Below are 26,622 nucleotides of genomic sequence, written 5' to 3' on the forward strand. Positions count from 1 at the left end.
GGGGGGGGGGCCCCCCCCGGCGGGGGGGTCGGGGGGGCCCCGCGGGGGGGGGGCCGCGCCGGTGCCGTGCAGTGCAACAGGCGCGGTGCGCCGCTGATTCCGCCGCGCGGGGGGCCGGGGGCGCGGCGGGCGGGCGGGGTCAGTCGGTGTCGACGATCTCGACGGGCTCCTCGGTGACCTGGCCGTCGAGGATTCGGTAGGACCGGAACTCCGCGGTCTCGGGGTCGCGGGTGGACACCAGGACGTAGTGGGCGTTGGGCTCGGAGGCGTAGGAGATGTCGGTGCGCGAGGGGTAGGCCTCGGTGGCGGTGTGGGAGTGGTAGATCACCACCGGCTCCTCGTCGCGGTCGTCCATCTCGCGCCAGACCTTCAACTGCTCGTGGGAGTCGAACCGGTAGAAGGTCGGGGAGCGCTCGGCGTTGACCATCTCGATGAACCGCTCGGGGCGGTCGGAGCCGATCGGGCCGGCCACCACCCCGCACGCCTCGTCGGGGTGGTCGCGGCGCGCGTGGGCGACGATCCGCGCATAGACCGCGCGGTTGATCCTCAGCATGGGGCTCAGCCTAGCCGAGGCGCTATCCATACCCACTCGCTGGGTATGGCTTGGCCCGGGGTGGGGCGGCGCTCAGCGGCGGCCCGTGGAGCCGGCGCCGAAGAGGGCCTGCACCAGGGTCTCCTGGAGGCCGCCGAGCCAGTCGTAGACGTGCATGGCCACCGCCTCGGACTCGGGCACGGAGTACTCCCCCCGCAGGTAGGCCTCGAAGGTCTCCTCCTCGATGCCCAGGCGGGTGCCCAGCACCAGGCGGACGTCGTTGAGGGCCTTGAGCCAGGCGTGGGCGTCGCCGAGGTCGAGGGTGACGCGCCCGCCGCCGCGCGGGGGCAGCGCCGCGGCGATCGCCTGGGCGTTCTCGCGCTTGTGGCGGCGCAGGCCGTCCTCGGTGTAGCGGCGGAAGTCGCCCGCCGAGGCGGAGTCGTCGCTGTAGGCGTCGGGGAACAGGCGGGCCAGCACCGGGTCCTCGGGCGGGGTGGAACTGGTGCCGATGCCCACGATGCTCTCGAACTCGTCGCGCTCGGGCGGCGGCTCGACCAGGTCGAGCACGAGCGCGGCCATGGAGCGCAGCACCTCGACCTCGTCGGCGTCGAGGTCGATGGTGACGCCGCCGCGCACGGGTCGGAAGCCTTTGGTCATCTGGGAGATCCGCCGTTTCGCCTGCTGTGGGGTTGCCTGCCGGTGTGCCGGGGGGCCGCGCGCGGGCGCGGCCCGGGCGGGGCCGCCGCGTGGGCGGCCGCCCGCCGGGCGGGGCCGCGCCGGGCGCGGTGCCGGCTCAGGTGTCCTGCTGGAGCGTGGCCCACAGGCCGTACTCGTGCAGGATCGAGACGTCGCGCTCCATCTCCTCGCGGGTGCCCGAGGACACCACCGCGCGCCCCTTGTGGTGCACGTCGAGCATGAGCGCGTGCGCCTTGCGTTTGGAGTAGCCGAAAACGGCCTGGAAGACGTAGGTGACGTACGACATCAGGTTGATCGGATCGTTCCAGACGATCGTGACCCATGGGAGGTCGGGCCGCACGTGCTCCTCGGTCTCCGGCCGCTCCAGCTCGACCGGTGCCGTTGTCAAGGGTGGCTCACCTGCCTCCGTCCGCGTGTGTGGCGGCCTGAAATCGGGTTGTCCGCCGGCCGGGGCGCGGCGCGGCGGGTGCCGGGGCGCCCGGCCGCGCGGGCGTCCGCCCGGACCAACGCGCGGGGGGCGCTGCGGGTTTCCCCCGCGGCGCGGCCTCCGCGGGTTCCATTGTCCCACCGTTGCGGGGGTGATCTCGTGGGCAGTGTCATAGCGGACGCCCCATTTTGATACCGACAGACACAAACTAGGCTTGCACGCTATGACCGATGAACCCACCAGCGCGCTGCTCACCGACCGCTACGAGCTGACCATGCTCCAGGGCGCGCTGCAAAGCGGCGCCGCCCACCGGCGCGCGGTGTTCGAGATGTTCGCCCGCCGGCTGCCGGAGAACCGCGGCTACGGCGTGGTCGCCGGCACCGGCCGCTTCCTCGACGCGCTGGAGCGCTTCCGCTTCGACACCGGCGCCCTGGACTACCTGGCCGACGCGGGCGGGCTGGATGACGCCACCCTGGAGTGGCTGGCCGGCTACCGCTTCAGCGGCGAGGTGTGGGGCTACGGCGAGGGCGAGACCTACTTCCCCGGCTCACCGATCCTGGTGGTGGAGGGGACGTTCGCGGAGTCGGTGCTGCTGGAGACGGTCGCGCTGTCGATCTACAACCACGACAGCGCCATCGCCTCGGCCGCCTCGCGCATGACGCTGGCGGCGGGCGGGCGGCCCATCATCGAGATGGGGTCGCGCCGCACCCACGAGATGTCGGCCGTGGCCGCCGCCCGCGCGGCCTACATCACCGGGTTCGGCTCGACCTCCAACCTGGAGGCGGGGCGGCGCTACGGCGTGCCCACGGCGGGCACCAGCGCGCACGCCTTCGTCCTGGTGCACGACTCCGAGCGGGCGGCGTTCGAGGCGCAGGTGGCGGCGCTGGGCGCCGACACCACGCTGCTGGTGGACACCTACGACGTGGACGAGGCGGTGCGCACCGCCGTGGAGCTGGCCGGGCCCAAGCTGGGCGGGGTGCGGATCGACTCCGGCGACCTCAGCGACATCGCCGCGCGGGTGCGCCGCCAGCTCGACGGGCTGGGGGCCGCCGACACCCGCATCGTGGTGACCGGCGACCTCGACGAGCACGCCATCCAGGCGCTGGCCATCGCCCCGGTCGACGGCTACGGGGTGGGCACCGCGCTGGTGACCGGTTCGGGCGCGCCCACCGCGTCGCTGGTCTACAAGCTGGTGGCCCGCTCCGGCGAGGACCCCGGCTCGCCGCTGCTGCCGGTGGCCAAGAAGTCGGTGGGCAAGCCCAGCCGGGGCGGGCGCAAGTGGGGGTTCCGGCGGCTGGACGAGCACGGCACGGCAGTGGCCGAGCTGGTGCTGGAGCGCGACGAGGCGCCCGCCGAGGGGGTGCGCCCGCTGCTGCGGCGGCTGGTGGCCGGCGGCGAGGTGGTGGGCCGCGAGCCGCTGGCCGACGCCCGGGAGCGGCACGCCCGCTCGGTGGCCGAGCTGCCGGGGACCGCGCGGCGCATGACGCGCGGCGAGCCGGTGATCCCCACGCACTTCGGTGCGCCGGCGCAGGTCTGAGCGGGGCGGAGATGGGGCAGGTAGACCCCCGGGGGTGGTCGCCCGGCACCGGCCGGGCGCGCTCCGCGGGCGCTGAAGCAGGGAAGGATTCGGGCCAATGAGGGCTTTGATCGTGGTCGACGTGCAGAACGACTTCTGCGAGGGCGGGAGCCTGGCGGTGTCGGGCGGCGCCGCGGTGGCGGCGGCGGTCTCGCGCCACATCGCCGACCACCGGGGCGACTACGCCCACATCGTCGCCACGCGCGACCACCACATCGACCCGGGGTCGCACTTCTCCGACACCCCCGACTTCGTCGACAGTTGGCCGCGCCACTGCGTGGCGGGCACCACCGGGGCGGAGTTCCACCCGGCCTTGGACACCGGCGCGGTGGAGAACGTGTTCAGCAAGGGCGCCTACTCGGCCGCCTACAGCGGGTTCGAGGGCGCCGACGACGACGGCCGCTCGCTGGCCGACTGGCTGCGCGAGCGCGGCGTCACCGAGGTCGACGTGGTGGGGATCGCCACCGACCACTGCGTGCGCGCCACCGCCGTCGACGCCGATGAGGCCGGGTTCTCCACCCGGGTGCTGCTGGGCCTCACCGCCGGGGTGTCGCGGGCCACCATCGACGCCGCCCTGGCCGGGCTGGCGGAGCGGGGAGTGGCGCTGGAGGGCGAACCGGTCGTGGCCTGACCGGCCGCGCGCGTGAGGCGGGCGCGGTGCCGCCACGGCTGTGGCGGCACCGCGCTTTGTGTTGTGCGGTACGCGCGTCGTGCCCGGGGGCGCCGGCGGGCCGGCCCGCGCCCTCAGGAGCGGCGGTCGGGCGCGCCCGGGACGAACAGGTAGTTGCGGTGGCCCTCGCGCACCCGGTCGGCGTCGCGCCAGGCGCGGGCCACCCACACGCGCATGCGGTAGCCCATGGCGGTCAGCCGGTCGGCGACGTCGGCGGCCCGCGCGCCGTACTTGGCCAGGTGGCGGTCCTCGATCTCCAGCAGCAGGGCGGGGCGGTGGCGCTCCAGGACGGCGGCGCCGCCGTCGATGACGGCGAGTTCGGCGCCCTCCACGTCGGCCTTGACGAAGTCGAGGCGGTCCAGGCCCAGTTCGGCGGCCAGGGAGTCCAGGGTGCTGACCGGGGCGGCCACCGTGCGGGCGGCGGAGAACTCGGCGTTGGGGCCGGGCGAGGCGGCGCCGGTGGTGAGGTAGGCGCGGCCGTGCACGGGCAGGCCCCGGCGCAGCGGCAGGCTGAGCGTGCCGGTGCCCGGTTCGCGGGCCAGCGCGCGGCGCAGGACGCGCACGTTGTCGGCCCCCAGCGCGCTGGCGGCCGTGGTCAGAAAGCGCGCGGGGCCGGGCAGCGGCTCCACGGCGTAGACCGCGCCGGCGGGGCCGGCCAGGTCGGCGAGGGTGAAGGTGTAGAGGCCGTACTCGGCGCCGATGTCCAGGCAGACGGCGCCGGGGCCGACGACCTCGGCGAGCCCGGCGACCTCGCGCTCGATGAAGAACGCGTGCGGGGACAGGCCGCGCAGGGCGGCGCCGACCGCGCGCAGCGGCGCGGGGCCGCTGCGGGGGGCGGGGACGTCCTGCGGTCGCGGGCGAGTGGTCATGCCGAATCCCTGGAAGACGTGTGGCGGCGGACGGTGCGCGGTGCCGGGCGGGGATCCGCCCGGCGGGCCGCCGGGGTCGGGAGCGGACCGCGAACCCCGGCGCGGCTCGGTCATGCTAGCCCCGCACCGGCCGCGCCGCACGCACCGGCGCGGCCGCGCCGCGCGGGGGTTCCGCCCCGGCCGTGAGCAGCGCGGCCCCGCCCGGCGGGGCGGGGCCGGCGGCCGTCCTAGTCGATGCCGACGGCGGCGCGGACCTTGGCCAGGGTCGCGCGGGCGCGCTCGCGGGCGCGCACGGCGCCGGCGGCCAGCACGTCGTCGAGTTCGCTGCCGGGCTCCATCAGCGCGTCGTAGCGTTCGCGCATGCCGCCGAAGCGGGCGTTGAGCACCTCGAACAGCTCGTTCTTCAGCTCGCCCCAGCCCATGCCGCCGGCCTCCAGGCGCTTGCGGATGGCGTCGGTGCGCTCGGGCTCGGCGAAGTGGGTGAGCAGTTGGAAGGGCACCGAGGTGTCGGGGTCCTTGGGGTCCTCGACCGGGGTGGAGTCGGTGGGGATGCGCCGGATCAGCTTCTTCAGCTTGTTCTCGGGCATGAACAGCGGGATGTGGTTGTCGTAGGACTTGCTCATCTTGCGGCCGTCGACGCCCGGCAGGACGCTGCCCTGGCCCTCGGGGTAGGAGCCCTCGGGGATGGGGAAGCTGTAGGAGTCGCCGTAGAGGCGGTTGAACGCCTCGGCGATGTCGGCGGTGTACTCGATGTGCTGGGTCTGGTCGCGGCCCACCGGCACGACGTCGGCCTCCATCACCAGGATGTCGGCCGCCATGAGGATGGGGTAGTTGAACAGCCCCATGTTGATCCCGGCGTCCAGTTCGGTGCTGCCGGCGGCCTCGTTGCGGTCGCGGGCGGCCTTGTAGGCGTGCGCCCGGTTCATCAGGCCCTTGGCGGTGACACTGGCGAGGATGGTGGCGAGTTCGAAGACCTCGGGGATGCTGGACTGGCGGTAGAGCACGGTGCGCTGCGGGTCGAGCCCGCAGGCCAGCCAGGTGGCGGCGACCGACCGGATGTCCTCGCGCAGCTTCGCCGGGTCCTTGACGGAGTTCAGCGAGTGGTAGTCGGCGAGGAAGTACAGCGTCTCGTTGGACTCCACGGCGGCGAGCGCGGGCTGGATCGCGCCGATGTAGTTGCCGAGGTGGGGCATGCCGGAGGTCTGGATCCCCGTGAGGTAGGTCTTGGTCGCTGCCATGCGGCCGAGTTTATCGGGGCGGCGGCGCGCGGCCGGACCGGCGGCGCGGCGTCGGCCGGACCGCGCGGACCTGGCGGGCCGCGCGCGCTCCCGCCGACGGTCCGGCCGCCGCCGCGCCGCTAGTCCCCGGTCTCGGCCTCGGCCAGGATGTCGTCCAGTTCGGGCACGCCGATGTTGTCCACCACCAGGATCTCCGACTCCGGCAGCAGCCAGGTGCGCTGGCGGTAGGCGGCGAAGTCGAACCCGGGTTCGGTGAGGCAGGGCACCGTGAACTCGTTGTGGTAGGCGTCGAGGCCGCCGATGGGCGCCAGCCCGGCCTCGGGCTGGTCCACGTCCGCCTCGCGGTCGTAGGGCAGTTGCTCCACGCCCTCGGGGCAGGGGGCGACGTCTCCGCTGGGCACGTAGAAGGTGTTCTGGTCGAGGGGTCCCCAGCCGGGGCCGCCCCGGGCGATGCCGAGCGGGCCGAGGATCTTGATGTGCTCGCAGCCCTCGGCGCTGGGGTAGGTCCACGTCAGGTCGGCGTCGCAGGAGCCGCCGCCGGGGAAGACCGCGACCCACTCCTCGAACTCCGGTGTGGGGCTGCCCGGGGTCTGGAAGTCGTCCTCGATCCGCTCCACGGTCCAGTCCTCGGGGAACACGAACTCCACGGAGCGGAACGCCACGCGCTGGGGGAAGGGGTCCCCCGACTCCGATGGGCTGGGGCTGTCCTGGGCGGCCGGGGGCGCGGGCTCCTCGGAGTCGAGGAGCCGGCCGGCGGCCACTCCCCCGCCGACGGCGGCGGTCGCGGTGACCAGCGCGGCGGTCAGGGCCATGCCCTTGCTCATGCCCAGGATGGTGCCGCCCCCGGCGGCGGCCGCGCCCGCTCCCCCGGCGGCGGCGCCCGCGCCGCCCGCTCCGGCGGCGGTGCCGGCCGCCGCGCCGCCGGCGATCCCGCCGGCGGCCGTGGCGGTGGCCGAGGAGAGCGCCAGCAGCGATCCCGCCGCCACCCACGGCCCGGCGCCGCGCCCGGTGGCGCCGAACCCGCGCCAGGTGGCGCTGAGCAGGGCGCGGACTCGGTGGCGCGGCTCGGTTCCGGCGGGGGCCTGCGGCGCGCCGGCGATCTCCAGCACGGCGGCCAGCGCCTCGGCCGCCGTGGGCCGCTCGGCGGGATCGGCGGCCAGCGCCCGCCGCACCAGCGGCAGCAGGTCCTCGGGGACGCCGTCGAGGTCGGCCCGGCCCGCGCGGACCCGCTGGTTGCGGGTGTCGGGGTCACCGGCGCCGAAGGGCCGCCGGCCGGTGGCCGCGCAGGCGACCAGCGCGCCCCAGGCGAACATGTCGGTGGCCGGGGTGGCGGGCCGCCCCTCCAGCCGCTCGGGCGCCACCCAGCCGGGGGTGCCGTAGACGGCCTCCTCGGGGCGGGGGTCGTCCAGCGCGCGGGCGATGCCGAAGTCGAGGACGCGCGGCCCCTCGGGTGAGAGGACGACGTTGGCCGGCTTGATGTCGCGGTGCACGACCCCGGCCGCGTGGACGGCCGCCAGCGCCTCGGCGGTCCCGGCGGCGAACGCGCGCAGGGCCGGCCCGCTGAGGGCGCCTTCGGCGGCGAGGTGGTCGCTGAGGGAGCCGCCCTGGACGAACTCGGTGGCCAGCCAGGGCTGGGCGGCGGTGGTCTCGGCGCCGAGGAAGGCGGGCGCGCACTCGGCGGACACCCGGCTGAGGAGTTCGGCCTCGCGGGCGAACTGGGCGCGGAAGGCCGGTTGGCGGGCGTGCTCGGGCTTGATCACCTTGACGGCGATGCGCCGCCCGGCGGAGTCCAGGGCGCCGTAGACCACCCCCATGCCGCCCGCGCCGATACGCCCGACCAGGGCGAAGGGTCCGACGGTGGCGGGATCCTCGGGCAGCAGCGGGCTGAAGCCGACGGGCAGGCGGTCGGGGGCGCCGGTCGGGGGCGCCGGGGTCTGGGGGCCGGTGTCGTGGGAGCCGGGGTCGTGCGGGGGATCGGGGGGAACTGCCATGGCTGCATCCCTTCCGTGCCGGGCAGGGGCCGCTCCGCACGGCCGCCGGAACCGGCCCAACGCCCACGCGCCCGCAACGGCCCCTGGGGGCCGGCCGGGCGGCGTGGCGCTGAGCGGCTCCGGCCGGACGGGCGGTAAGCCACTACCGTTCCGACGCGGCCGGAACCCCGCTCGTTCCGCGCTTCCCGTGGTGCGGCCTCTTCCGGTGGGACGCGGGTAAGGCGCTCTCCGGTTCGGCGGCCCGTCCGGCTCGGCCGGTTCGGTGGGGAATCGGTGGGGAGGAGGACCGCCCCGAGCGGGCGGCGCAAGAAGCCCGGAGCCGGGATGCGAGAGGCGATGGGACGGCACCGGCAGCCGAGACCGCCGCCGGCGGGCGGCACGCCCACGGGGCTGAGCGCCCTTCCCCTCACAGGTCCGAGGTGCTCAGCCCCGTTCGCCGCCGCTCCTGCCGTCGGGGCGGCTACCCGGCCGGCTGCTCCGGGGCCGGTGCCGGGGCGGGCTCGGGCGCCGGGGCGGGCGCCTGGTCAGGGCTCCGGGGCTCGGTCGGCGCGCCCGGGTCGCCGGGCGGTGAGAGCCGGGTGGCCGCGTCTCCGCCCGCCCGGAACGCCTCCCAGTGCTCGGCCATCCGCCGGGCCTGGCCCCGGGTGAAGTTGTTCAGGCACGGATCGTCGCTGTAGTCCATGAAGTTGTGGACGGGGTCGGCGCCCCGCTGGGGGCAGGTGTCACTGCCCTCGGGGCAGCCGCTGGACTGCTCGCGCTGGTAGGGCGTGTCGTCCACGTAGTCGCCGGGCCGGTCGCAGCCGTTCTGGAAGGTGTGGAACAGCCCCAGCCAGTGCCCGGTCTCGTGGACGGCGGTGTAGCCGAGGTTGTAGTTCTCGCGGCTGCCGCCGGGCACGGTGCGGTAGTCCACCATCACGCCGTCGGCGGCGGCGTCGGTCTCGTACTCCTGCGGGAACGTGGCCTGGCCGAGCACGCCCTCGCCCATGTTGACCAGGTACAGGTTGAGGGTTTCGGCGCCGCCCCGGCGCAGTTGCGACCTCGCCTCGTCGGCGTGGGAGGTGAAGTCCTCGAACCAGGCGTCGTTGGCGGTGCGGGTGACGTCGCGCAGGTCGAAGGAGAACCCGGTGTCGGCCCCGGCGAACCCGCCGGCGAACGCCTTGTTCAGCACGTCGACCTGCTCCTGGACGGTGCCGTCGTCGACGTCGCCGGTGCCGTCCTCGGCGTGGACGACGTGCACGACCAACGGCACGGCGGCGCCGTCGGCCGACTGCGCGGGCGCCTGCTGGTGGCGCAGCTTCTCGCGCAGCAGCCGGTCGTAGTCGGCGGCCTGCTCGGCGCTGAGCATGCCGTCGTCGCGGCGCGCCTCGGCCAGGCGGGCGGCGGCGCCCTCGGGCGGGCAGTCGGGCGGGGCCGGGTCGGCGCCGGTCTGGGCCTGGGCCGCCGACGTGGCGACGACCCCGGCGAGGGCCGCCGCGCCGACCAGCAGCCCGCCCCACGCCGCGACCGTCCTGACCGGTTTGCCGTTCTTCGTGCCCCTCGGGGCCTTTCCACCTTGATTCATAGACACGGACGGTAGTTGTGTGGTTACCACCCGCCTGTCCCGGCGCACCCGCGTTGCGAAGTGTTTGCCCGGCCATGGGCGGCCATGGCGCGGCTGTCCGGGGTGTCCGCCTGCTCTGGGGACAGGGCGCACACGGACCGGGCGGGGGCGGGCGCGCTCTCGGCGCGTCCGCCCCCGCCCGGTGCGGCACAGCGCGGCGCGGTGGGGTGTGGCGCGGTGCGGCGTGGCGGCTAGCGCCCGCCCGTGGCCCCCAGGTGCGGATCTTGGCGATGCGGGCGCGGATCTGGTCGGCGCTGGCCTGGGCGATCGCCGGGCCGCCGCAGACCCGCCGCAGCTCGGTGTGGATCACCCCGTGCGGCTGCCCGGTGCGGTGGTGCCAGGCGCCCACCAGCGTGTTCAGCTCCTTGCGCAGCTCGGCGAGGACCTCGTGGGCCGGCGGCTCGTAGGTGTCCTTGGGCGCCTTGCGCTCGTTGGCCCGCTGCTCGCCCTTGCGCTTGCGCAGCAGTTGGGCGACCTGGTCGGGCTCCAGCAGGCCGGGCAGCCCCAGGAAGTCCTCCTCCTCGGGGGAGCCGGGGGCGCCGCCGCCGAACTCGGCGCCGTCGTAGAGGACCCGGTCGAACTCGGCCGAGGCCTCCATGGTCTCGAACGGCAGCTCCTCGCCCGCGTCGGGCGTGTCGCGCTTCTTGCGCGCCTCGTCGATCAGGTCCTGCTCGGGGTCGAAGTCGCCCTCGCGGATCGGGCGGTCCAGCGCGTGGTCGCGCTCGCGCTCCATCTCGCCGGCGTACTCCAGCAGGCTGGGCACCGAGGGCAGGAACACCGAGGCGACCTCGCCGCGCCGCCGCACCCGCACGAACCGGCCCACGGCCTGGGCGAAGAACAGCGGGGTGCTGGTGGAGGTGGCGTAGACGCCGACCATCAGGCGGGGGACGTCCACGCCCTCCGACACCATGCGCACCGCGACCATCCACCGCTCGTCGGACCCGGAGAACTGCTTGATCTTCTTGCTGGCGGTGGGGTCGTCGGAGAGCACCACGGTGGCGCCGCGCCCGGTGATCTGGCGCAGGATGCGGGCGTAGGCGCGGGCGTTCTCGTGGTCGGTGGCGATCACCAGGCCGCCGGCGTCGGGGAAGCTGTTGCGGACCTCGGTGAGCCGGCGGTCGGCCGCCGCCAGCACCCGCTTGATCCAGTCGCCCTTGGGGTCGAGCGCGGCGCGCCACGCCTGGGAGAGGGCGTCCTGGGTCAGCGGCTCGCCCAGGCGCGCGGCGAGTTCGTCGCCGGCGCGGGTGCGCCAGCGCATCTCGCCGGAGTAGGCCATGAAGATGACCGGGCGCACGACCCCGTCCGACAGCGCCGGGGCGTAGCCGTAGCTGTAGTCCCACGAGCACCGGCGGACGCCGTTGTGGTCCTGGACGTAGTCCACGAACGGGATGGGGTTGACGTCGGAGCGAAAGGGTGTGCCGGTGAGGGACAGCCGCCGGGCCGCCGGCTCGAAGGACTCCCGAACCGCGTCGCCCCAGCTCAGCGCGTCGCCGGCGTGGTGGACCTCGTCGAAGATGACGAGCGTGCGGCGGGCCTCGGTGCGGTTGCGGTGCAGCGCCGGGTGCGCGGCCACCTGCGCGTAGGTGACGGCGGCACCGATGTACTGCTTGCCGAGCGCGCCCTGGCCGTTCTTGAAGTCGGGGTCGATCGCGATGCCGAAGTAGGCGGCGGCCTCGGCCCACTGCTTCTTCAGGTGCTCGGTGGGGCAGACGATCGTGATGGCGCGCACCACGTGGCGGGCCAGCAGCTCGCTGGCGAGGGTGAGCGCGAACGTCGTCTTGCCGGCCCCGGGCGTGGCCACCGCGAGGAAGTCGCGGGGTTCGCGCCGGAAGTACTCCTCGAACGCTTCGCGCTGCCATTGCCGCAGGCCGGCGAGGCGTTCGTCGGTGGTGGTGTCAACAAGCGTCATGCTGCGGTTCCCCTGGTACTCACTCGGATGAGGGTATCCGCCCGAGGGGGCCGGGACGGCGGGGAACGGCGGGCGCGTTGGTCACTTCCGCGCGGCGCCGGGGCACGGAAGGCGGCGGGGGCAGGGCCGGTGGTCGGGAGGCAGGTTCAGAGTCGGGCGCTGCTGGCCGATCTGACCGCCCGGGCCAGGGCGCCGCGCGGCAAGTCAAGAAGGCGCGCCGCATCACCCCGCCCCGGCCGGAGGCCGCGAGGGGCGTCCTGGCCGGAAACGCGCCGGGCCTGGTTCTCCCGGGCGAGGGCCAACTGCTGCCCGTGGGCCGCGACGATGGCCTCGGGAACCCGGTCGTTGCTCTCCAACCGCTCCTGTGTGGCCGCCATACGCCCCACGGTGCGGTCCAAGGCGGTGTCTGCGGTTCGTACCTGTGCCGCGTTCTGCCCGGCCGACAGTGCCCAGCGGTCCGGCGGATTCCGCGGGCCGGTCGCAGCGGCCTCCCACCGGGTCGCGTTCAGGGCAAGTCCCGCTTCCACCTTCTCGGCCATCGGGCCGGCGGCCTTGCCAGCCACCACGCCGACGGCTCTGGCGGCCGTCATGCCGGCCGCCCTGTTGAGCGCGAGCGAGAACGCGAGCGAACGCGCGACCGCGGACACGGCAGCCGTTCCGTAGCTGCGGAGCGCCATGCGCATGAACTCTTTAACCATGAAGGCACGCTGCCATCACAAGCGGGGATTGGCAATCCTGGACGGACCTTCGGGTGCCGCACGCGGCCGGTGCCGACGCCGTGTCGGCCGGGTCAGCCCCTACCGTCGCCGACCGGCCGCACCCCGGCGGGTGGGGGTGGGGCGGGCGTCGGGGCGCGCGGGTTGGGTGGCGCCTGCTGAGGCGGCCCGGTTCTGTGCCGCCACCCGCAGTGTGGAGCGGGTCATGTTCGCCGCGGGGTTGACCGTCGGGCGCTGCGCGGCCCCCGCTCGCGCGCCGGGTTGCGCCCGCTGCGTGACCTGGGCTTCCTGCGCGTCACGTCGCGCCTGCTCGGCGGCCTCTCGCTGCTGGGCGACCTCCTTGCGGAGCTCCGCGAGTTGGTGGGCCACCTCTGCGTTCGCCTGCCTGCCGACCTCCGCCCGCCGGTTGTCGACCCGCGTCCGCCGGTTGCGCAGGGCGTCCCTGATGGTGTGGAAACCGGCCCAAGCCGCCATGCCCAAGACCCCCGATACAGCGAGGTAGGCCGCACCCTGTAACAAGCCCGCAAGATTCATGGAGGGAGCCTAGCCACCCCCGACCGAGCGGAAAGTGAAGCTCCGGTGAAGCTCCGGCGCCCTTCGCGGGACGCTGCCGTGGGTCCGCCCGACCCGAACGCGCCGGGCTCGGGGCCATCCGCGATCTAGCCGCCCTCGACCTCCACGGCGCCGTCGTTGAACGGCATGTAGGGGTCGATCGCCGGGAAGACGTAGAACCACAGGCCGGCGGCCACGGCCGCCACCAGTACCAGGGTCAGCAGCAGCTTCACCGGCCAGGGGCCGGGCAGCACGCGCCAGATGAGGCCGTACATCAGCGCATCACTCCCCCGCCGCGGCCTGGGTCTCGGGCGCCATGTCGGCGATGTTCTCGGGCATGCCCTCGTCCTTGGGCCGGGTGTCGGTCAGTTCGGCGTGGATGATCAGCCGGTGGGTGTTGTTCAGCCGGGGCGCGCACGTCGTCAGCGTCAGCAGGGAGCGCTGCGGGTCCTCGTTGTTCTCCGCGTTGAAGGGGTCGGGGTCGACCACCTCCACCTGGTCGGGGGTGACCGTGCGCTCCTCGATCACCTCGTAGGTGTAGAAGTTCTCGGCGTCCTCGACCACGATCTGGTCGCCGTTCTCCAGCAGGTCCAGGTCCCAGAAGATACCGGGGGTGCGGTGGCCGGCCACCGCGTAGTTGCCGGGCTGGCCGGCGGCCGTGGCGTCGCCGCCGCTGACCGCGTCGTCGCCGTAGTGGCCCGGGCTGTAGCGGATGTCCTCCTGGCTGACCCCGTTGACCACGACCCACTGGAGGTCCAGGTCGGGGATGTAGAGGCGGCTGTTGGCCGAGCCCGGCAGCGGCTCGGAGTCGGGGCCGCGGACCTCCTGCTGCTCCCACTGGTCTTCCAGACCCTGGGCCAACTGGTCCTGCTCGCGGTCGGTCTCGAACTGCTTGCCGTAGACCTCGTAGGCGGCGAAGAAGAGCATGAGCAGCCCGGCGGTGAACAGCAGTTCGCCGAATCCGCGGACGATGCCGCGCGCGATGTCGCCGCCCGTGCGCTCGCGCGGCGGCTCGGGGTGCCTTCTGCGGCGGCCTCGGGATCCGCGGCCGCGCGACCCTCGGTGCGAATGGCGTTCGCTTGTGTAGACCATGTGACCTGCCGTCGACGTGCCGCCCCTTGCGCGCCCGGGCGCGGCGAGCGGGCGCGTGCCACGGGGCCTGGGCATGGCGGTGCGGGTGGTGGGGAGTCCGCGCGTCCGGCCCGGTTGGGCCGAATGCGGCGATCTGTCCAGTGAGGAGCGTACCGCGCCCGGAGGGACGGCACAGCAGTCATCGGGGGATCCCGGGCGGCCGGGGTCGGCCGCGAGGCCGGTCGCGGAGTGGCGCCGCGCGGGGCGCGGCGCCGGGCAGGGTCGCGATGCCGGGCCGGGCAAAGGCGCGGTACCGGCCGGACGGGGGCGGTCCGCGGAGCCGGGCCGGGACGCCGCGCGGCGGTAAGCGCCGGGCCGGCGCGGCGGCGGACGTGCGAGCGCCCGGGTGCCGACGCCCCCGGGCCGCCGCGCAGCCCGCTACTTCATCATCTCTTCGTAGATCTTCTTGCACTCCGGGCAGACCGGGAACTTCTTGGGGTCGCGGTTGGGGACCCACACCTTGCCGCACAGCGCGATCACCGGGCTGCCGGTGACCGCGCTCTCCGTGATCTTGTCCTTCTGCACGTAGTGTGCGAACCGCTCGCGGTCGCCGTCGTCGTGCGAGATGTCCGGCCGGGTCTCGCTGTCCGGCTTGACCTTGCTCACGACGTGCATCGCCGTGTCCGTCGCCATCGTCGCCATCGTGCCCTCACACCTCCTCGGTGCTCACACGCGGTGCCTCCCTCGCCGCACCGCTCCTGCCTCACCGCGCGGCGGGCATGGGCGGCCGGGTGCCCCCGGGGGGCGCCGTCGCCGCTGCCGTGCCGCGCTTCCTCCACGGTATCGGCAGCGGCCCGCGCTCAGTTCAGGCTCGGGTCGTCGGGGAAGGTCGAGACCAAGGCGAGATCGCCGCCCTGGCGGCGCAGCACCCGGGGCCACAGGAGGTCGGGGTCGGGGGAGAACACGTCGTCGGCCACGGCGGGCAGGACGTACCAGGCGCCCTCGGCGATCTCGCCGGCGAGTTGGCCGGTGCCCCACCCGGAGTAGCCGGCGAACACGCGGAAGCGGCCCAGCGCGCCGCCCAGGATCTCGGGCGGGGTGTCGAGGTCGACCACGCCCAGGCCCTCGACTCTGGAACCCTCGTGGGTGCGGCCCTCCAGCGGGCGCCAGCCCAGCGGGGCGTCGCCGCCGCCGGCCAGGCCCAGCGCCAGCCCGGCGCCGGTGCCCACCGGCCCGCCGGAGAACATCACGGCGGGGTCGCTGGCGAACCCGCTCCAGTCGCCCAGCACCTCACCGACGGGGAGGTCGGAGGGGCGGTTGACGATGACGCCCAGGGTGCCTTCGTCGGGGTCGTCGTCGACCACGAACACCACGGCCCGCCGGAAGTTGGGATCCTCCAGCCGGGGCGTGGCCACCAGCAGGCTCCCCGTGAGGGTCGGCTCGCTCATGTTCCACCTTTACCCCGATCGCGCCGCCGACGCCAACGGCGCTGTGGCGGCTGTGGACGGCCGGGCGGGGCGCCGGGGGCGCCCCGCCGCGCGGCCGTGCCGGCGTCAGCGGATTCCGGCGTCGCCCCGGTCGGCGCGCGCGGCGGCCTCGGCCCGGCCGCGCCGCTCGTTGCGGCGCTCCTGCTCGCGCAGGGCGGCCTCGCGCACGGCGGCGGCCACGTGCCCGGACAGGTCGGGCTGGAACACGCTGGGGATGATGTAGTGCGGGCCGAGTTCGTCGTCGGTCACCACGTCGGCCAGCGCCTTGGCGGCGGCCACCATCATGTCGGAGTCGACGTGGTCGCTCTGGGCGTCGAGCAGGCCGCGGAACACGCCGGGGAAGACCAGCACGTTGTTGATCTGGTTGGGGTAGTCGCTGCGGCCGGTGGCGACGACGGCGGCGTGCAGGTGGGCGACCTCGGGGTCGACCTCGGGGTCGGGGTTGGCCAGCGCGAAGATGATGGAGTCGTCGTTCATCTCGGCGATGTCGTCGCCGTCGAGCACGTTGGGCGCCGAGACGCCGATGAACACGTCGGCGCCGTTGACCGCGCCGCGCAGGTCGCCGGAGTAGCCCTCGGGGTTGGTGTTCTCGGCGATCCAGGCGAGGTTGGGGTCGAGGTCGTCGCGCCCGGAGTGCACGGCGCCGTGGATGTCGCAGACGATGACGTCCTTGGCCCCGGCGTGCATGAGCAGCTTGAGGATGGCGGTGCCGGCCGCGCCGGCGCCCGACATGGCGATCCGGACCTCGCTGAGGTTCTTGCCGACCACGCGCAGGGCGTTGCGCAGCGCCGCCAGCACCACGATGGCGGTGCCGTGCTGGTCGTCGTGGAAGACGGGGATGTCCAGCAGGTCGCGCAGCCGCGCCTCGACCTCGAAGCAGCGGGGCGCGGAGATGTCCTCCAGGTTGATGCCGCCGAACCCGGGGGCGAGGATCTGCACGGTGCGCACGATCTCGTCCACGTCCTGGGTGTCCAGGGCGATGGGCCAGGCGTCGATGTCGGCGAAGCGTTTGAACAGCGCGGCCTTGCCCTCCATGACCGGCATGGCGGCCTGGGGGCCGATGTTGCCCAGGCCCAGCACGGCCGAGCCGTCGGTGACCACGGCGACGCTGTTGCGCTTGATGGTCAGGCGGCGGGCGTCGTCGGGGTTGGCGGCGATGGCCTGCGAGACGCGGGCGACGCCGGGGGTGTAGGCCATGGACAGCTCGTCGCGGTTGCGCAGCGGCACCTTGGACTTCATCTCGATCTTGCCGCCGAGGTGCATCAGGAAGGTGCGGTCGCTGACCTTGTGCACGGTGACGCCCTCGATGGCGCCGAGCGCGTCGACGATCGCCTGGGCGTGGTCGGTGTCGCGGGCGGCGCAGGTGACGTCGATGCGGATGCGCTCGTGGCCCGCCGAGGCGACGTCGAGGGCCGTGATGACGCCACCCACGTGCTCGACTGCGTTGGTGAGGCTGCCCACCGCGCTGCCGTGTCCGTCCAGCTCCAGACGAACCGTTATGGAATAGGAAACGCTGGGAAGGGTGGCCACGTAAGCTCCTCTGATTCACGGATCTGGCACAGGTCGCGACGTGCCTGGCGTGCCGGGTGCCTTGGCGGCGGGGGGAACTCAGCCGGGCGCCGGGGCGCGGGGCGGTCGCTGCCGCGGCGGCGCGGGGCGGGGGCCGAGCGCCGGGCCGGCCGGACGGCCGCGTCAAGCCGCACCTCTCATAGTGCCATCACCACCGCTGGTTGCGTGCGGCCTCATCGTGAGAAAGCGGACACCGGCCGCGCCCCCGAGTGCCGCCGCCCGCGCGGCGGGCGGCCCGGACCGGCGGTGTTAGGCGGTCTTGGCGGCGGGCTCGGCGGCGGGACGGCCTGCGGTGCCGCTATTCCCGGTCGGCGTGCTCGCGCACCACGCGCTCGATGAGGTCGGCGCACGTGTCCAGGTCGATCACGGTGGAGTCCAGCACCAGGTGGTAGAGCGCGGCCGTGGCGGGGTCGCGCTGGTAGAAGCGGCGCACGTAGGCGGCGCGGGCGCGGTCGTTGTCGCGCAGGTCGCGCATGGTGGGCGGGCTCCACAACTGGGCGTGGCGGCCCTCGCTCCCCGTGCCCTCCCCGCTCTCACCGTGGGCGGGCTCGCGGCCGGTGGACTCGCGCAGCACGGTGGCCTGGCGCAGCCGCCGCTCGGGCGGGCCGTCCAGCCGCACGTGCACGGCGCGCGGGTTGTCGGCGAGCACGGAGGCCCCGGCGCGGCCGAGGATCACGCCCCCGGATTCGGCGACCTTGCGGATCACCTGCTCGGTGCGGTCGACGAACTCGTGGTCGAACAGCAGCCGGCCCTCGCCGTCGGCGGCGGGGATGTAGGTCATGTCGACGCTGCCGGGGGTGATGGCGGGCAGCCGGGCCGCGCCCGCCAGCAGCCGCTGGAACCCGGTGGGCGCGCGGTCGTCGTGCTCCAGCACCTCTTGGAGGGAGCAACCGATCTCGCGGGCCACGGCCGTGGGGATGGCGCGGTCCACGAACGGGACCCCGAGCCGTTCGGCGAGGGAGGGGCCGACCACGCTGCCGCCCGCTCCGAAGGTCGCGGAGATCGTCACCACGTGGGTCATCGCAGCCACCGCCCGTTGTCGGCTGTGCTCGTACGTGCCTGGGTGGTACCCGCAACGGGGGCGCGCCTAGCATCCCGGGCGCGCATATGTGCCGATTTGGGGTCCACCGCGCGGGGTCGGCCCGGCAGAGGGCGGGTGGCAGGGGAAGTGGCAGGGGCAGGGGGCTGTACCGCCGGGGTCGCCGGGCGGGTCACCCGCCCCGCGCCGCGCGGCGGCGGAGCGGGGCGGGTGGCAGCAGCGGCGACGGATCGGCCGGGCGCCGGCCGCGAGGCGGCGGCCGACGCGGCGGCTAGAACAGCGCCGAGGTGAGGGCGCGCCGCGCCTTGCCCACGCGGGGGTCGCCGGGCGGCAGGATCTCGAACAGCGACAGCAGGTGCTTGCGCACGCGGTCGCGGTCGTCCTCGCTGGTGCGCCGCACGGTGGCGATCAGCCGGTCGAAGGCGTCCTCGATCTTGCCGCCGTACATGTCGATGTCGGCGACGTTGATCTGGGCCTCGACGTCGGCGGGGTCGTCGGCGGCGGCCTTGCGCGCGGCGGCGGCGTCGAGGGCGTGCACCCGGGTGAGCAGGCGGACCTGGGCCAGCTTGGACCGGGCCTCGTCGTTCTTGGGGTCGCCCTCGACAACCTTGGCGTAGACGGCCTCGGCGGCGGCGAAGTCGCCGCGCTGGAGGGCTTCCTGCGCCTCGACGTCGGCGGGGTCGCCGCCGCCCGCCGGACCGGCGGCCTCCTGGGGGTCGGCCTCGCCCTGGGGACCCAGCCCCGCGTACTCCTGGGGCAGGATGCCCTGCTGGCGCAGGCCGTCGAAGACCTGGCCGAGCCAGTCGCGGAGCTGGTCGTAGGTGGCGGGTCCGACGGGGCCGGGCACGACCTGGCCGCCGATGACCATGGCGACCATGGGCACGCCCGGCACGCGCAGCGCCTGCGCGATCTGCGGGCTGGCCTGGACGTCGACCTTGGCGACGGCCCACTGGCCGCCCGCCTCGACCGCGAGCTTGTCGAGGGCCTTCTCGACCTGGTTCGACTGCTCGGAGCGGGCCTGGAGGACCGCGAGGATGACGGGGGCGCTCATCGAGCGTTCGAGGACCTCCTGCTGGAAGTTCTCCTCGCTGATGTCGATGGCGTAGGGGTTGGCGTGGCCGGATGACGCCTCGGCCTGCCGCTTGGCCTCGCGTTCCAAGGCCGCCTTGCGAGCACCGAGGTCGACCGCGCCCTGCATGGAGTAGTCCGAAGGCTGCATGCTTCCATCCTGCCGCATGCGCAAGGGCGCGAGTGAAGTATCCACAGGCCGAGTCGGGTCACACAGGAGGCGGAGGAACCCCTCACGGGGGGAGGGGTTCCCATCGGAAGGCTAGGAGCGGTCCGGGGCGTCGTCTTTCACATCGCGAAGGAAGGACGCCCACTCGCGTGCGGGGAACGAGAGGAACCCGAGGTGCCGCTGCTGGGAGTCCCGCACAAAGGTCCGAGGGCCTTCGGACACTTCGACGCAGTTGCCTCCATGGTTGGAGCTGTAGCTACTTTTGTGCCACTCACGCATTGCCGTCCATCTCTTCCTCTAGTTTCTTGATCATGGCCAGGGAGTCCTCGGGGGACGACGCGGAAGCCTGGAGCGACCCGAACAGGCTCATGATTTCAGCGACCTTCTCCGCCTTCTCGAAGGTCTCCCCACCAAGGGCGTGCTCCGCGTACACCACGGACTGGTTCGCGTTCAACGTGTTGATCCGGAGGGGGAGCGTCAGCCCTGGCGTAATGGGAGCGTCGCGAAGGACCTGGAGATAGATCGTCTCCTCCTCGATCAGCGCCGCGATATGCCCCAACTGGTCCTTCATGATCCTGCCGCTTCCGACGACCGTGGCGAGCGCTGTCTCGCGGACGACGAACCACATCACCGGACGCTTGTCCGCCAAGGCGGGAAGCCGCTCAGCCCGAGCGCGAGCGATCTGCATCAACTCGTCACGGGTATGGCGGTTCCTCCGGCCCAAGAGCATGGAGTAGGCGTACTCCGCCGTCTGCAAGAGTCCGGGAACGAAAAGTGGCTCGTATTCGCGAATCTCGATGGCCTGCCGTTCCAACAGCACGGCATTGCGGAACCAATCAGGGACTTGGCGCTGGTTCGTCAAGTCCTCAAACAATCGCCGAAGGGTGCCGCCCGTGGAGAGAGCGGCATCGAGCGCGTCCGCTAGGTCTGCTTTGGGCTTTCGCGTGGCACGTTCCAGACTACTGATAGTCGACGCTGCCACGTTGACGCGATTGGCCAACTGGTCCTGCATCAGCCCTGCTGACGAGCGTATGCGCCGCAGTTCATCGCCCCATTGAATGTACTGGGCGTGCTGCTTCTCCGCCATAGAACACATCCTCGCACAGCCCCAATACAGGAATCTACAGCCCCGACAAGCCAACACAGAAATGTAGCAGTTATGGCAGGTGGTGGCTGTGCAGTCCATGATTGCAGTCAACCGAGCAGCACCATCCGAACCTCGGAGACGCGAATGGAAAACACAGAAGGGCGGGAATGTCGGCTTTGCACCAGGCCCAACAACACTGAGGAGGTATGCGGGTACTGCGGAAATCCTTTGAGCGCCAACGAGACGCTCCCTCCGCTCCCGCATAAAAGACCCGTCCGACGGGTCCGACGCACCTCCCGGATCCGGCCCTACGTGCACCGGCACTTCCGGTACCACGCACTAACCGACTCCCCTCCCCCGGCCACTCCCTGGCCGGAACGAGGGTTGAGGGAGGAGGGCGCCGTCGCGGGCGCTCTCCCAACGGCGGTCGGCTGTCTCACCAGCACTGCGGCCACCGCCGGATAAGGCGGGGTAGGGCATAGCCCCGCCGGGCGGGGAGTGCCAGCCCCCCGCCCACAACAAAGAGGGGCGGCCGCGTTCTTCTCCCACGTTGCGGCCGCCCCCGTCATTCAGCGGATGACCGCGCCCTTGGACAGGGAGACGTACCTGTCGTTCGCGCGCAGGGTGGCGATGTCCTCAAGAGATTTGTCCTTCGCCGTGGCTCCCTTGGCGACGTCCGTGATACGGCGCTCGCCGTCCTTCCTCTCCACGGCGGCCGAGGCCAACTTCTCTGCCACGGTCGCGGCGGCCTGCGTCGGGTCGACGCCGGCGGCGGGGGTGTCGAGCCCGATCGCCTCCATACCGGGGACGCCGCCCACGGACGAGACGAGGGCGGCCCTGGTCATTCCCCGCGCAGCGTCCTCAACCAGGGACGCCATCTCCGCCCCCGACTGCACCGCCTGCTCGCCGTCCGTCTGCGGCGCCTCGGGCGGCGGCGAGGTGACCTCGGCGGACACCCGTGCGGCGAGCAGGTCTCGTTCTTCTTCGGCAGACGCCATTGTCGCCTCTCACTTCTCATTCGCGGCAGGTGAATACAGACGGGGCAGGGTCCGCAGAAGATCATCGTCGTTCACCGGAAGTTCGACAACCCGAAAGGACTATGCGGTGCGTCCCCTCCCGGCGCCCGAGGACGGCGGCTGTTGACGGGCGGCGGATAGCATTTTTCTCCGCCGGGCGCTCCGCCTCGCCCGCTTGCCCGGACTGTCATGGAGGGCCGCCGTCTGCCGCAGGTACGAGGCGGTCACCCGGTCCAGGTTGTCCGCCATGCTCCTGCCCTTGGCGGTCTGGCGCTTGACGTCGGCCGTCCTGCCTTCGTACTGGAGGACCCCCTGAGCGGCCAGTTCGCGTGCCTCGCGGGCGCCGCCGGGTTCATGGTCGGCGGTGACGCCGCCGAACCGCCAGTAGCCCGGCTCGTGGTACTCGGTGCTGTTCACCTCGGCCATGGCCTTGTCGAGCCACGGCCGCATCCGCCGCGCCACCTCAGCGTCACCGCGCGACTCGGCGGTCACCACCAGGGCGGCGAACTCGTGCGCCTTCTTCCTTAAGTCGCCGACTTCCTTCCGCATGTCCTTAACGGCCGCCTGGTAGGCGTCCCGCCGCTCCAAGACGTATGCCTCGGTCGTCGGGGAAACGCGTCCCAGCACCGGAAGCAGGTGCTGGAAGTACTCGGCCTCGGAGCGGCAGTGCAGGTCCACTCCCGCCCCTCTGCCCGCCCCTGCTCCGGACGCCGAAAGGGCGGACTCCGCATGCCCGCTCCGCACGGCGGCGTCCCCCCGGACCGCGAGCCGTGCGGCCTCGCGCTCCCGGTACTCGGCGACCGTCGTCGCGAGTTTCCCGGCGAACGCGTTGACATTCGCCGTGCGCTCTTCGACCATCGCCGTCCTGCGGACGTACAGATCCGCGCCCATCTCCGCCCTCTCGGCGGCGGTGCGGGGCGGGTCGGTCGAGTAGGCCCACATGCCGGGCTCGTGGAAGGCGCCCTCGTCGGCAAGGCGCCCACCCTCGCGCAGCAGCGCCCGCAGGCCCTCGGCGGCGGCGCGGGAGCCGTCGGCGTCGGAAAGGGGTGTGTCGGGCAGGCGGCCGACGATCCCCTTCAATTCCGCCAGCCGCTCCACCACGGGACCGGCCGCCTTCCGCAGTTCGCGGGCGGCGGCCTGGTAGCCCTTCCGGGCGTCGGTGTACTTCCCCCGGAGCACGTCGGAGACCTGGCCCAGGGTCGGCGAAAGCATCGTGTGGTAGTCGCCCTCGGTGGAGTGGATGTACATCGCTCGCCTCCCGTGTCGCCCCGCGCGCAGCACCGGCGGCGGAGTCCACAGGATCATGCTGCACGGCGGCCCCCGGCACAACCCCGCCGGAGGCCGCGCGGTGCGCCGGGCGCCCGGCCGTGCCCGCAGCCGCCCGCACGCGCGCAAGGGGGCGCGCGGACGGTGCGTCCGCGCGCCCCTGGGTCGCTGCCTCCCGCGCGGCGCGCCGGGATGCCGCCGGGATGCCCTCGGGCTAGAGCCGGGGGTCCTCGGTGTAGGTGCCGAACTCCTGGCCCATCGTGCCGCAGATCTCGCCGAGGGTGGCCTCCACGCGGGCGGCCTGGAGGATGACCGGGATCAGATTGGGCCGGGCGGGGTCGCGCACGGCGTCAAGCAGGTCGGCCAGTGCGGCGTCGACGGCGGCCTGGTCGCGCTTGGCGCGGCGCTCGGCCAGCACCCGCTTCTGCTCCTCCTCGACCTCGTGGCTGATGCGCAGGGTCTCGACCTCGCCAGTGATGGTGGAGGTGTGGCAGTTGACGCCGACGATGCGCTTCTCGTCCTTCTCCAGCGCCTGCTGGTACTGGAACGCCGACTCGGCGATCTCGGAGGTGAACCAGCCGTTCTCGATGCCCGCCAGGATACCCGAGGTGATGGGGCCGATGGCGTGCTCGGCGGCGTCGCGGCCGGTCGCGGCGGCGCCGCCCCCGGCGCGCTCGGCGCGCTCGGCCTCCTTGGCGGCGCCCATGCGCTCGATGCGCTCGAAGATCCGCTCGGCCTCCTCCTCCAGCCGGTCGGTCAGCGCCTCGACGTAGTAGGAACCGCCGAGCGGGTCGGCGACGTTGACCACGCCGGTCTCCTCCATGATCACCTGCTGGGTGCGCAGGGCGATCTCGGCGGAGGTGGCGGTGGGCAGCGCCAGGGTCTCGTCCAGGGCGTTGGTGTGCAGGGAGTTGGTGCCGCCCAGCACCGCCGACAGCGCCTCCACGGCGGTGCGCACCACGTTGTTGTAGGGCTGCTGGGCGGTGAGGGAGACGCCGGCGGTCTGGGTGTGGAAGCGCAGCCACATGGCGCGGTCGTCGGTGGCGCCGAAGCGGTCGCGCATCCAGCGGGCCCAGATGCGGCGGGCCGCGCGGAACTTGGCGATCTCCTCGAAGAAGTCGATGTGGGCGTCGAAGAAGAACGACAGCCCGCGCGCCAGCTTGTTGACGTCGAGCCCGCGCGAGAGGCCCAGTTCGACGTAGCCGAACCCGTCGGCGAGCGTGAACGCCAACTCCTGCGCGGCCGTGGCCCCGGCCTCGCGGATGTGGTAGCCCGACACCGACAGCGGCTTGAACGCCGGGATGTTCTCGGTGCAGTACTCCATCAGGTCGCCGATGAGGCGCAGGTGCGGCTCGGGCGGGTACAGCCACTCCTTCTGGGCGATGTACTCCTTGAAGATGTCGGTCTGGAGGGTGCCGTTGAGGGTGGTGATGTCGGCGCCCTGGCGTTCGGCGGCCACCAGGTACATGCAGAAGACGGGGATGGCCGGGCCGCTGACGGTCATGGACGTGGTGGTCTCGTCCAGCGGGATGCCGTCGAACAGGACGTCCATGTCGGCGGCGGAGTCGACGGCCACGCCGCAGTGGCCGACCTCGCCCAGGGCCATGGCGGCGTCGGAGTCGTAGCCCATGAGGGTGGGCATGTCGAAGGCCACCGAGAGCCCGCCGCCGCCGGAGGCCAGGATCATGCGGTAGCGCTCGTTGGTCTGGTGGGCGTTGCCGAAGCCGGCGAACTGGCGGATGGTCCACGGCCGCCCCCGGTAGCCCGTGGGGTACAGGCCGCGGGTGAAGGGGAACTCCCCCGGCCACCCGATGCGCTCGAACCCGGGGACGTCGGCTCCGGGCGGGGGGCCGTAGACGGGGTCGACCGGTTGCCCGGACAGGGTGGTGCGGGGTTCGGGCGCGGCGGCGCCGCGCCCCTGGCGCGGTGCCCGCGCGGCGTCATAGCGCGCCTGCCAGCGGGCCCGGCCCGCGGCGATCTCCTCAGCCTTGGCCATGCCCCAATAGTAGGACGTCCAACTATATTTGTATAGGAACCGCGCGACGCACCGGTGCGCGCCGGTGCGCAAGGAGCGCAGCGCGGGGCGGCGGGCACCGACGCGCATGGAGCCCGCCGCGCCGCCGCTAAAGGCGGGGCGCCCGCTGCTCGGTGCCGGTGTCCGGGCGGTGCCGGGCGGAGTCGGCGGCCGCCGCTCGCGCGTCATTCCCGTCCGGCGCCGCGCCCCTCGGCGCGTCGAGGCGCGCGTCGGCGGCCGGGGAGGCGGCGCCGCCCTGGCCGGCGCCGGGGACGGAGCGGCCCCGCTCCGTCGCGTCGAGCGCCTCCCGCCGCCCGGCCCCGCGCGGTTTCCCGCACCAGGTCCGCCGCCTGGTCGGCCAGGTCCAGGACCGCGTCGGTGAGCGCGCTCCTGGCCGCGCGCATGACCGCCCGCCCGTAACCGGCCCGGGTGAGGTGGGAGATGTGCCGGAGCGGGTCGCGCCGGGGCGGCTCCAGCCTGACCTGCTGGTCGGCGTAGAGGCTGCCCGCCAGGACGTCCAGGCGGTACTGGGCCTTCTCCACCTCCTCGCCGTAGGGGCGGAGGCTGCGGCGCGCCTCGTCGGGCAGACCGGCCGACCGCTCCGCGATCTCGCGGATGAGGGCGCCCAGCTCCGCGGCCTCGGCGGCGGCAGCCTCCCGCGCCGCCGCGCGGACCTCCCAGGCGCCCTGGAAGCGGTACACGGTGTGGGCGTAGCTCCAGTTCTCGTGGCCGGGAGCCGCGCGTGTCGGCTGCGGGTCGTAGGAGGTGTACGGCGCCAGCGCCGAGTCGTCGAGGCGGTCGTGGTCGGACATGGCGGCTCCGGCGGGGGGAGGGGTGGGTCAGCGGCGGTGCGTTGGCCGGTCTCCGCCGGACGGGAACCCGCGGCGACTCGCGGGCTGGATGACCGCGCGCGTGGAGCGACGCGTCGGCGTCTCGGAAGGTCGGGCGGCGGTGGAGCGGCGCGGCGCGTCGGTGGCCACCGCGCCGGTGGGGCGGGCGGCGGCCTCGGCGGCCGTCTCGGATTTCGCCTCCAACGGGTCACCACCGCGCGAGCGCCGACTCCGCTCCGTCAACTCGGCGGCGTCCCGCGTCTGCCTGATGACCTTCCCGATCTCCCGCGCCAGCGCGCGCTTGGCGCGCTCCACCGTCGCCACGGGGTCCGGCTCCTGGTCCCCCCGGGTGGGCGGCGGCTCCAGCGTGAAGCGGTCGTTGCGCACCTCCTTCCGGAGTTCCGTCCAGCGCGGGTCCAGCCGCAGGGCGTCGTCGTTCTTCTCCGCCTGGAGGTCGCGCATCGCCCGCCCCCGCTCCACCCGGACCTCCTTGTAGCGGTCCAGCAGAAGCGCGTAGGAGCGCAGCAGAGGCGCCTGGTCCGGGACCGCGCGCACCGCGTTCACGTGGTGGCGGATCGGCCTGTCGACGTCGGCGAACTCGTGGCGGTGGGCGTTCGCCTCGTTGCGGCCGTACAGGGCCGCCGCGAGTTCCTGCTCGGCCGCCCTCAGCACCGCGCGCGTGTCCTTGGCCGCGGCCGCAATCCGTTCGGTGTCGTAGCCGACGGCGGTGGTGTTGGCCGAGAGCGTGCGCTTGGCGCCGTCGACGACCGCCGCGCCGTAGGAGCGTCTCGTCGGGTGCCGCCACCGCTGCCGTCGGCCCGCCTGGAGTTGCAGCGTGGGCGCCTCATAGGGTGCGGCGTTCACCCGGTCGGGGTCGCGGTACGCCTCCGACAGCCGCCGCCAGGCGGCGGAGAGGTCAGGGTTCGCGGAGGATTCCACCAGCCCGCGGACCTTCTCCTCGAACGCCGTGTGGAAGTCCGCAAGCTCCTTGGCCGCCTCGCCGAGGACCTCCCTCGCCTTGGCGTAGCCCTCCCGGGCCTTGACGTTCTCCCCCCGCAGGTCGACGTAGGAGCTTTCACCGGGCTGCCGCTTTTCGTAACCGAGGTAGGGACTGATCGACGCGTCTTCGACGGGAGGGTCAATGGTCATGGCTGGCTCCGTGGGGCGGGGTGGTCGTGAACGGCGGGGAGGCGGGAATAGGGGTCGGGTGGTGGTCATGCCGGTGGGCCG

At 73.6% G+C, this 26,622-nt stretch carries 24 protein-coding genes and 1 pseudogene; 2 read left to right on the top strand and 23 right to left on the bottom strand.

Annotation, left to right across the window (positions count from 1 at the left end; genetic code table 11):
- Positions 1 to 139 precede the first annotated feature (139 nt).
- From LG943_RS24500 to clpS, 3 genes are all read right to left on the bottom strand, one after another.
- Positions 140 to 553 carry a M67 family metallopeptidase gene (locus LG943_RS24500; RefSeq protein ID WP_270074728.1) on the bottom strand — a complete coding sequence of 138 codons (414 nt, stop codon included), beginning with the start codon at positions 551 to 553 and terminating at the stop codon, positions 140 to 142.
- 72 nt (positions 554 to 625) lie between these two features.
- Entirely contained in the window at positions 626 to 1,189 is a 564-nt protein-coding gene (locus LG943_RS24505; protein WP_270074729.1) for a DUF2017 domain-containing protein, read from the bottom strand.
- A gap of 136 nt (positions 1,190 to 1,325) precedes the next feature.
- Positions 1,326 to 1,616, bottom strand: a complete 291-nt coding sequence (gene clpS / locus LG943_RS24510; protein WP_246425051.1) for an ATP-dependent Clp protease adapter ClpS — start codon at positions 1,614 to 1,616, stop codon at positions 1,326 to 1,328.
- Between the two features lie 262 nt (positions 1,617 to 1,878).
- Here clpS and LG943_RS24515 point away from each other — a divergent pair, with 262 nt between their 5' ends.
- Entirely contained in the window at positions 1,879 to 3,192 is a 1,314-nt protein-coding gene (locus tag LG943_RS24515) for a nicotinate phosphoribosyltransferase (protein ID WP_270074730.1), read from the top strand.
- A 97-nt stretch (positions 3,193 to 3,289) separates the two neighbouring features.
- Positions 3,290 to 3,862: an isochorismatase family protein gene (locus LG943_RS24520; RefSeq protein ID WP_270074731.1), complete on the top strand. Its 573-nt coding sequence runs from the start codon at positions 3,290 to 3,292 to the stop codon at positions 3,860 to 3,862.
- Between the two features lie 113 nt (positions 3,863 to 3,975).
- Here the strand turns inward: LG943_RS24520 and LG943_RS24525 are convergent, their stop codons facing one another.
- The 20 genes and pseudogenes from LG943_RS24525 to LG943_RS24620 all read right to left on the bottom strand — a co-directional run bounded on the left by LG943_RS24525 (position 3,976) and on the right by LG943_RS24620 (position 26,541).
- Complete coding sequence (locus tag LG943_RS24525; RefSeq protein WP_270074732.1) at positions 3,976 to 4,770, bottom strand: FkbM family methyltransferase; 795 nt, start codon at positions 4,768 to 4,770, stop codon at positions 3,976 to 3,978.
- A gap of 227 nt (positions 4,771 to 4,997) precedes the next feature.
- Complete coding sequence (locus tag LG943_RS24530; RefSeq protein WP_270074733.1) at positions 4,998 to 6,008, bottom strand: tryptophan--tRNA ligase; 1,011 nt, start codon at positions 6,006 to 6,008, stop codon at positions 4,998 to 5,000.
- A 119-nt stretch (positions 6,009 to 6,127) separates the two neighbouring features.
- A complete protein-coding gene (locus LG943_RS24535) occupies positions 6,128 to 7,999 on the bottom strand; it encodes a serine/threonine-protein kinase (RefSeq protein ID WP_270074734.1) in 1,872 nt (623 codons plus the stop codon).
- 460 nt (positions 8,000 to 8,459) lie between these two features.
- Positions 8,460 to 9,560, bottom strand: a complete 1,101-nt coding sequence (locus tag LG943_RS24540) for a zinc metalloprotease (RefSeq protein ID WP_270074735.1) — start codon at positions 9,558 to 9,560, stop codon at positions 8,460 to 8,462.
- A 230-nt stretch (positions 9,561 to 9,790) separates the two neighbouring features.
- Positions 9,791 to 11,508: pseudogene (locus LG943_RS24545) on the bottom strand (DEAD/DEAH box helicase).
- Between the two features lie 146 nt (positions 11,509 to 11,654).
- Positions 11,655 to 12,206 (bottom strand): hypothetical protein, encoded by a 552-nt coding sequence (locus LG943_RS24550; RefSeq protein WP_270074736.1) that lies wholly within the window; start codon positions 12,204 to 12,206, stop codon positions 11,655 to 11,657.
- 677 nt (positions 12,207 to 12,883) lie between these two features.
- Entirely contained in the window at positions 12,884 to 13,051 is a 168-nt protein-coding gene (locus LG943_RS24555; protein WP_270074737.1) for a hypothetical protein, read from the bottom strand.
- Positions 13,052 to 13,058: 7 nt separating this feature from the next.
- The gene (locus LG943_RS24560) at positions 13,059 to 13,868 is read right to left on the bottom strand and encodes a class E sortase (RefSeq protein WP_270074738.1); all 810 of its coding nucleotides are present in this window, start codon (positions 13,866 to 13,868) and stop codon (positions 13,059 to 13,061) included.
- 417 nt (positions 13,869 to 14,285) lie between these two features.
- Positions 14,286 to 14,540, bottom strand: coding sequence for a DUF3039 domain-containing protein (locus LG943_RS24565; RefSeq protein WP_270074739.1), 255 nt, complete (start codon positions 14,538 to 14,540; stop codon positions 14,286 to 14,288).
- Positions 14,541 to 14,707: 167 nt separating this feature from the next.
- Positions 14,708 to 15,295, bottom strand: a complete 588-nt coding sequence (locus LG943_RS24570) for a YqgE/AlgH family protein (protein ID WP_270074740.1) — start codon at positions 15,293 to 15,295, stop codon at positions 14,708 to 14,710.
- A gap of 105 nt (positions 15,296 to 15,400) precedes the next feature.
- Complete coding sequence (locus tag LG943_RS24575) at positions 15,401 to 16,864, bottom strand: NAD-dependent malic enzyme (RefSeq protein ID WP_270074741.1); 1,464 nt, start codon at positions 16,862 to 16,864, stop codon at positions 15,401 to 15,403.
- Positions 16,865 to 17,201: 337 nt separating this feature from the next.
- On the bottom strand, positions 17,202 to 17,924 hold the full coding sequence (locus LG943_RS24580) for a cytidylate kinase-like family protein (protein ID WP_270074742.1): 723 nt from the start codon (positions 17,922 to 17,924) through the stop codon (positions 17,202 to 17,204).
- 289 nt (positions 17,925 to 18,213) lie between these two features.
- On the bottom strand, positions 18,214 to 19,161 hold the full coding sequence (locus tag LG943_RS24585) for a tetratricopeptide repeat protein (protein WP_270074743.1): 948 nt from the start codon (positions 19,159 to 19,161) through the stop codon (positions 18,214 to 18,216).
- 111 nt (positions 19,162 to 19,272) lie between these two features.
- The gene (locus LG943_RS24590; RefSeq protein ID WP_270074744.1) at positions 19,273 to 19,458 is read right to left on the bottom strand and encodes a DUF397 domain-containing protein; all 186 of its coding nucleotides are present in this window, start codon (positions 19,456 to 19,458) and stop codon (positions 19,273 to 19,275) included.
- Positions 19,451 to 20,266, bottom strand: a complete 816-nt coding sequence (locus LG943_RS24595; RefSeq protein ID WP_270074745.1) for a helix-turn-helix domain-containing protein — start codon at positions 20,264 to 20,266, stop codon at positions 19,451 to 19,453. The genes LG943_RS24590 and LG943_RS24595 overlap by 8 nt, the downstream gene beginning before the upstream one ends.
- A 569-nt stretch (positions 20,267 to 20,835) precedes the next feature.
- Positions 20,836 to 21,264, bottom strand: coding sequence for a hypothetical protein (locus LG943_RS24600; protein WP_270074746.1), 429 nt, complete (start codon positions 21,262 to 21,264; stop codon positions 20,836 to 20,838).
- A gap of 99 nt (positions 21,265 to 21,363) precedes the next feature.
- Entirely contained in the window at positions 21,364 to 22,530 is a 1,167-nt protein-coding gene (locus LG943_RS24605) for a hypothetical protein (protein ID WP_270074747.1), read from the bottom strand.
- A 232-nt stretch (positions 22,531 to 22,762) separates the two neighbouring features.
- Entirely contained in the window at positions 22,763 to 24,544 is a 1,782-nt protein-coding gene (locus LG943_RS24610; RefSeq protein WP_270074748.1) for an acyl-CoA mutase large subunit family protein, read from the bottom strand.
- 203 nt (positions 24,545 to 24,747) lie between these two features.
- The gene (locus tag LG943_RS24615) at positions 24,748 to 25,374 is read right to left on the bottom strand and encodes a hypothetical protein (protein WP_270074749.1); all 627 of its coding nucleotides are present in this window, start codon (positions 25,372 to 25,374) and stop codon (positions 24,748 to 24,750) included.
- 27 nt (positions 25,375 to 25,401) lie between these two features.
- The gene (locus LG943_RS24620; protein ID WP_270074750.1) at positions 25,402 to 26,541 is read right to left on the bottom strand and encodes a hypothetical protein; all 1,140 of its coding nucleotides are present in this window, start codon (positions 26,539 to 26,541) and stop codon (positions 25,402 to 25,404) included.
- Positions 26,542 to 26,622 lie beyond the last annotated feature (81 nt).

The sequence above is a fragment of the Streptomonospora mangrovi genome, from assembly GCF_027604915.1.
GTDB lineage: Bacteria > Actinomycetota > Actinomycetes > Streptosporangiales > Streptosporangiaceae > Streptomonospora > Streptomonospora mangrovi.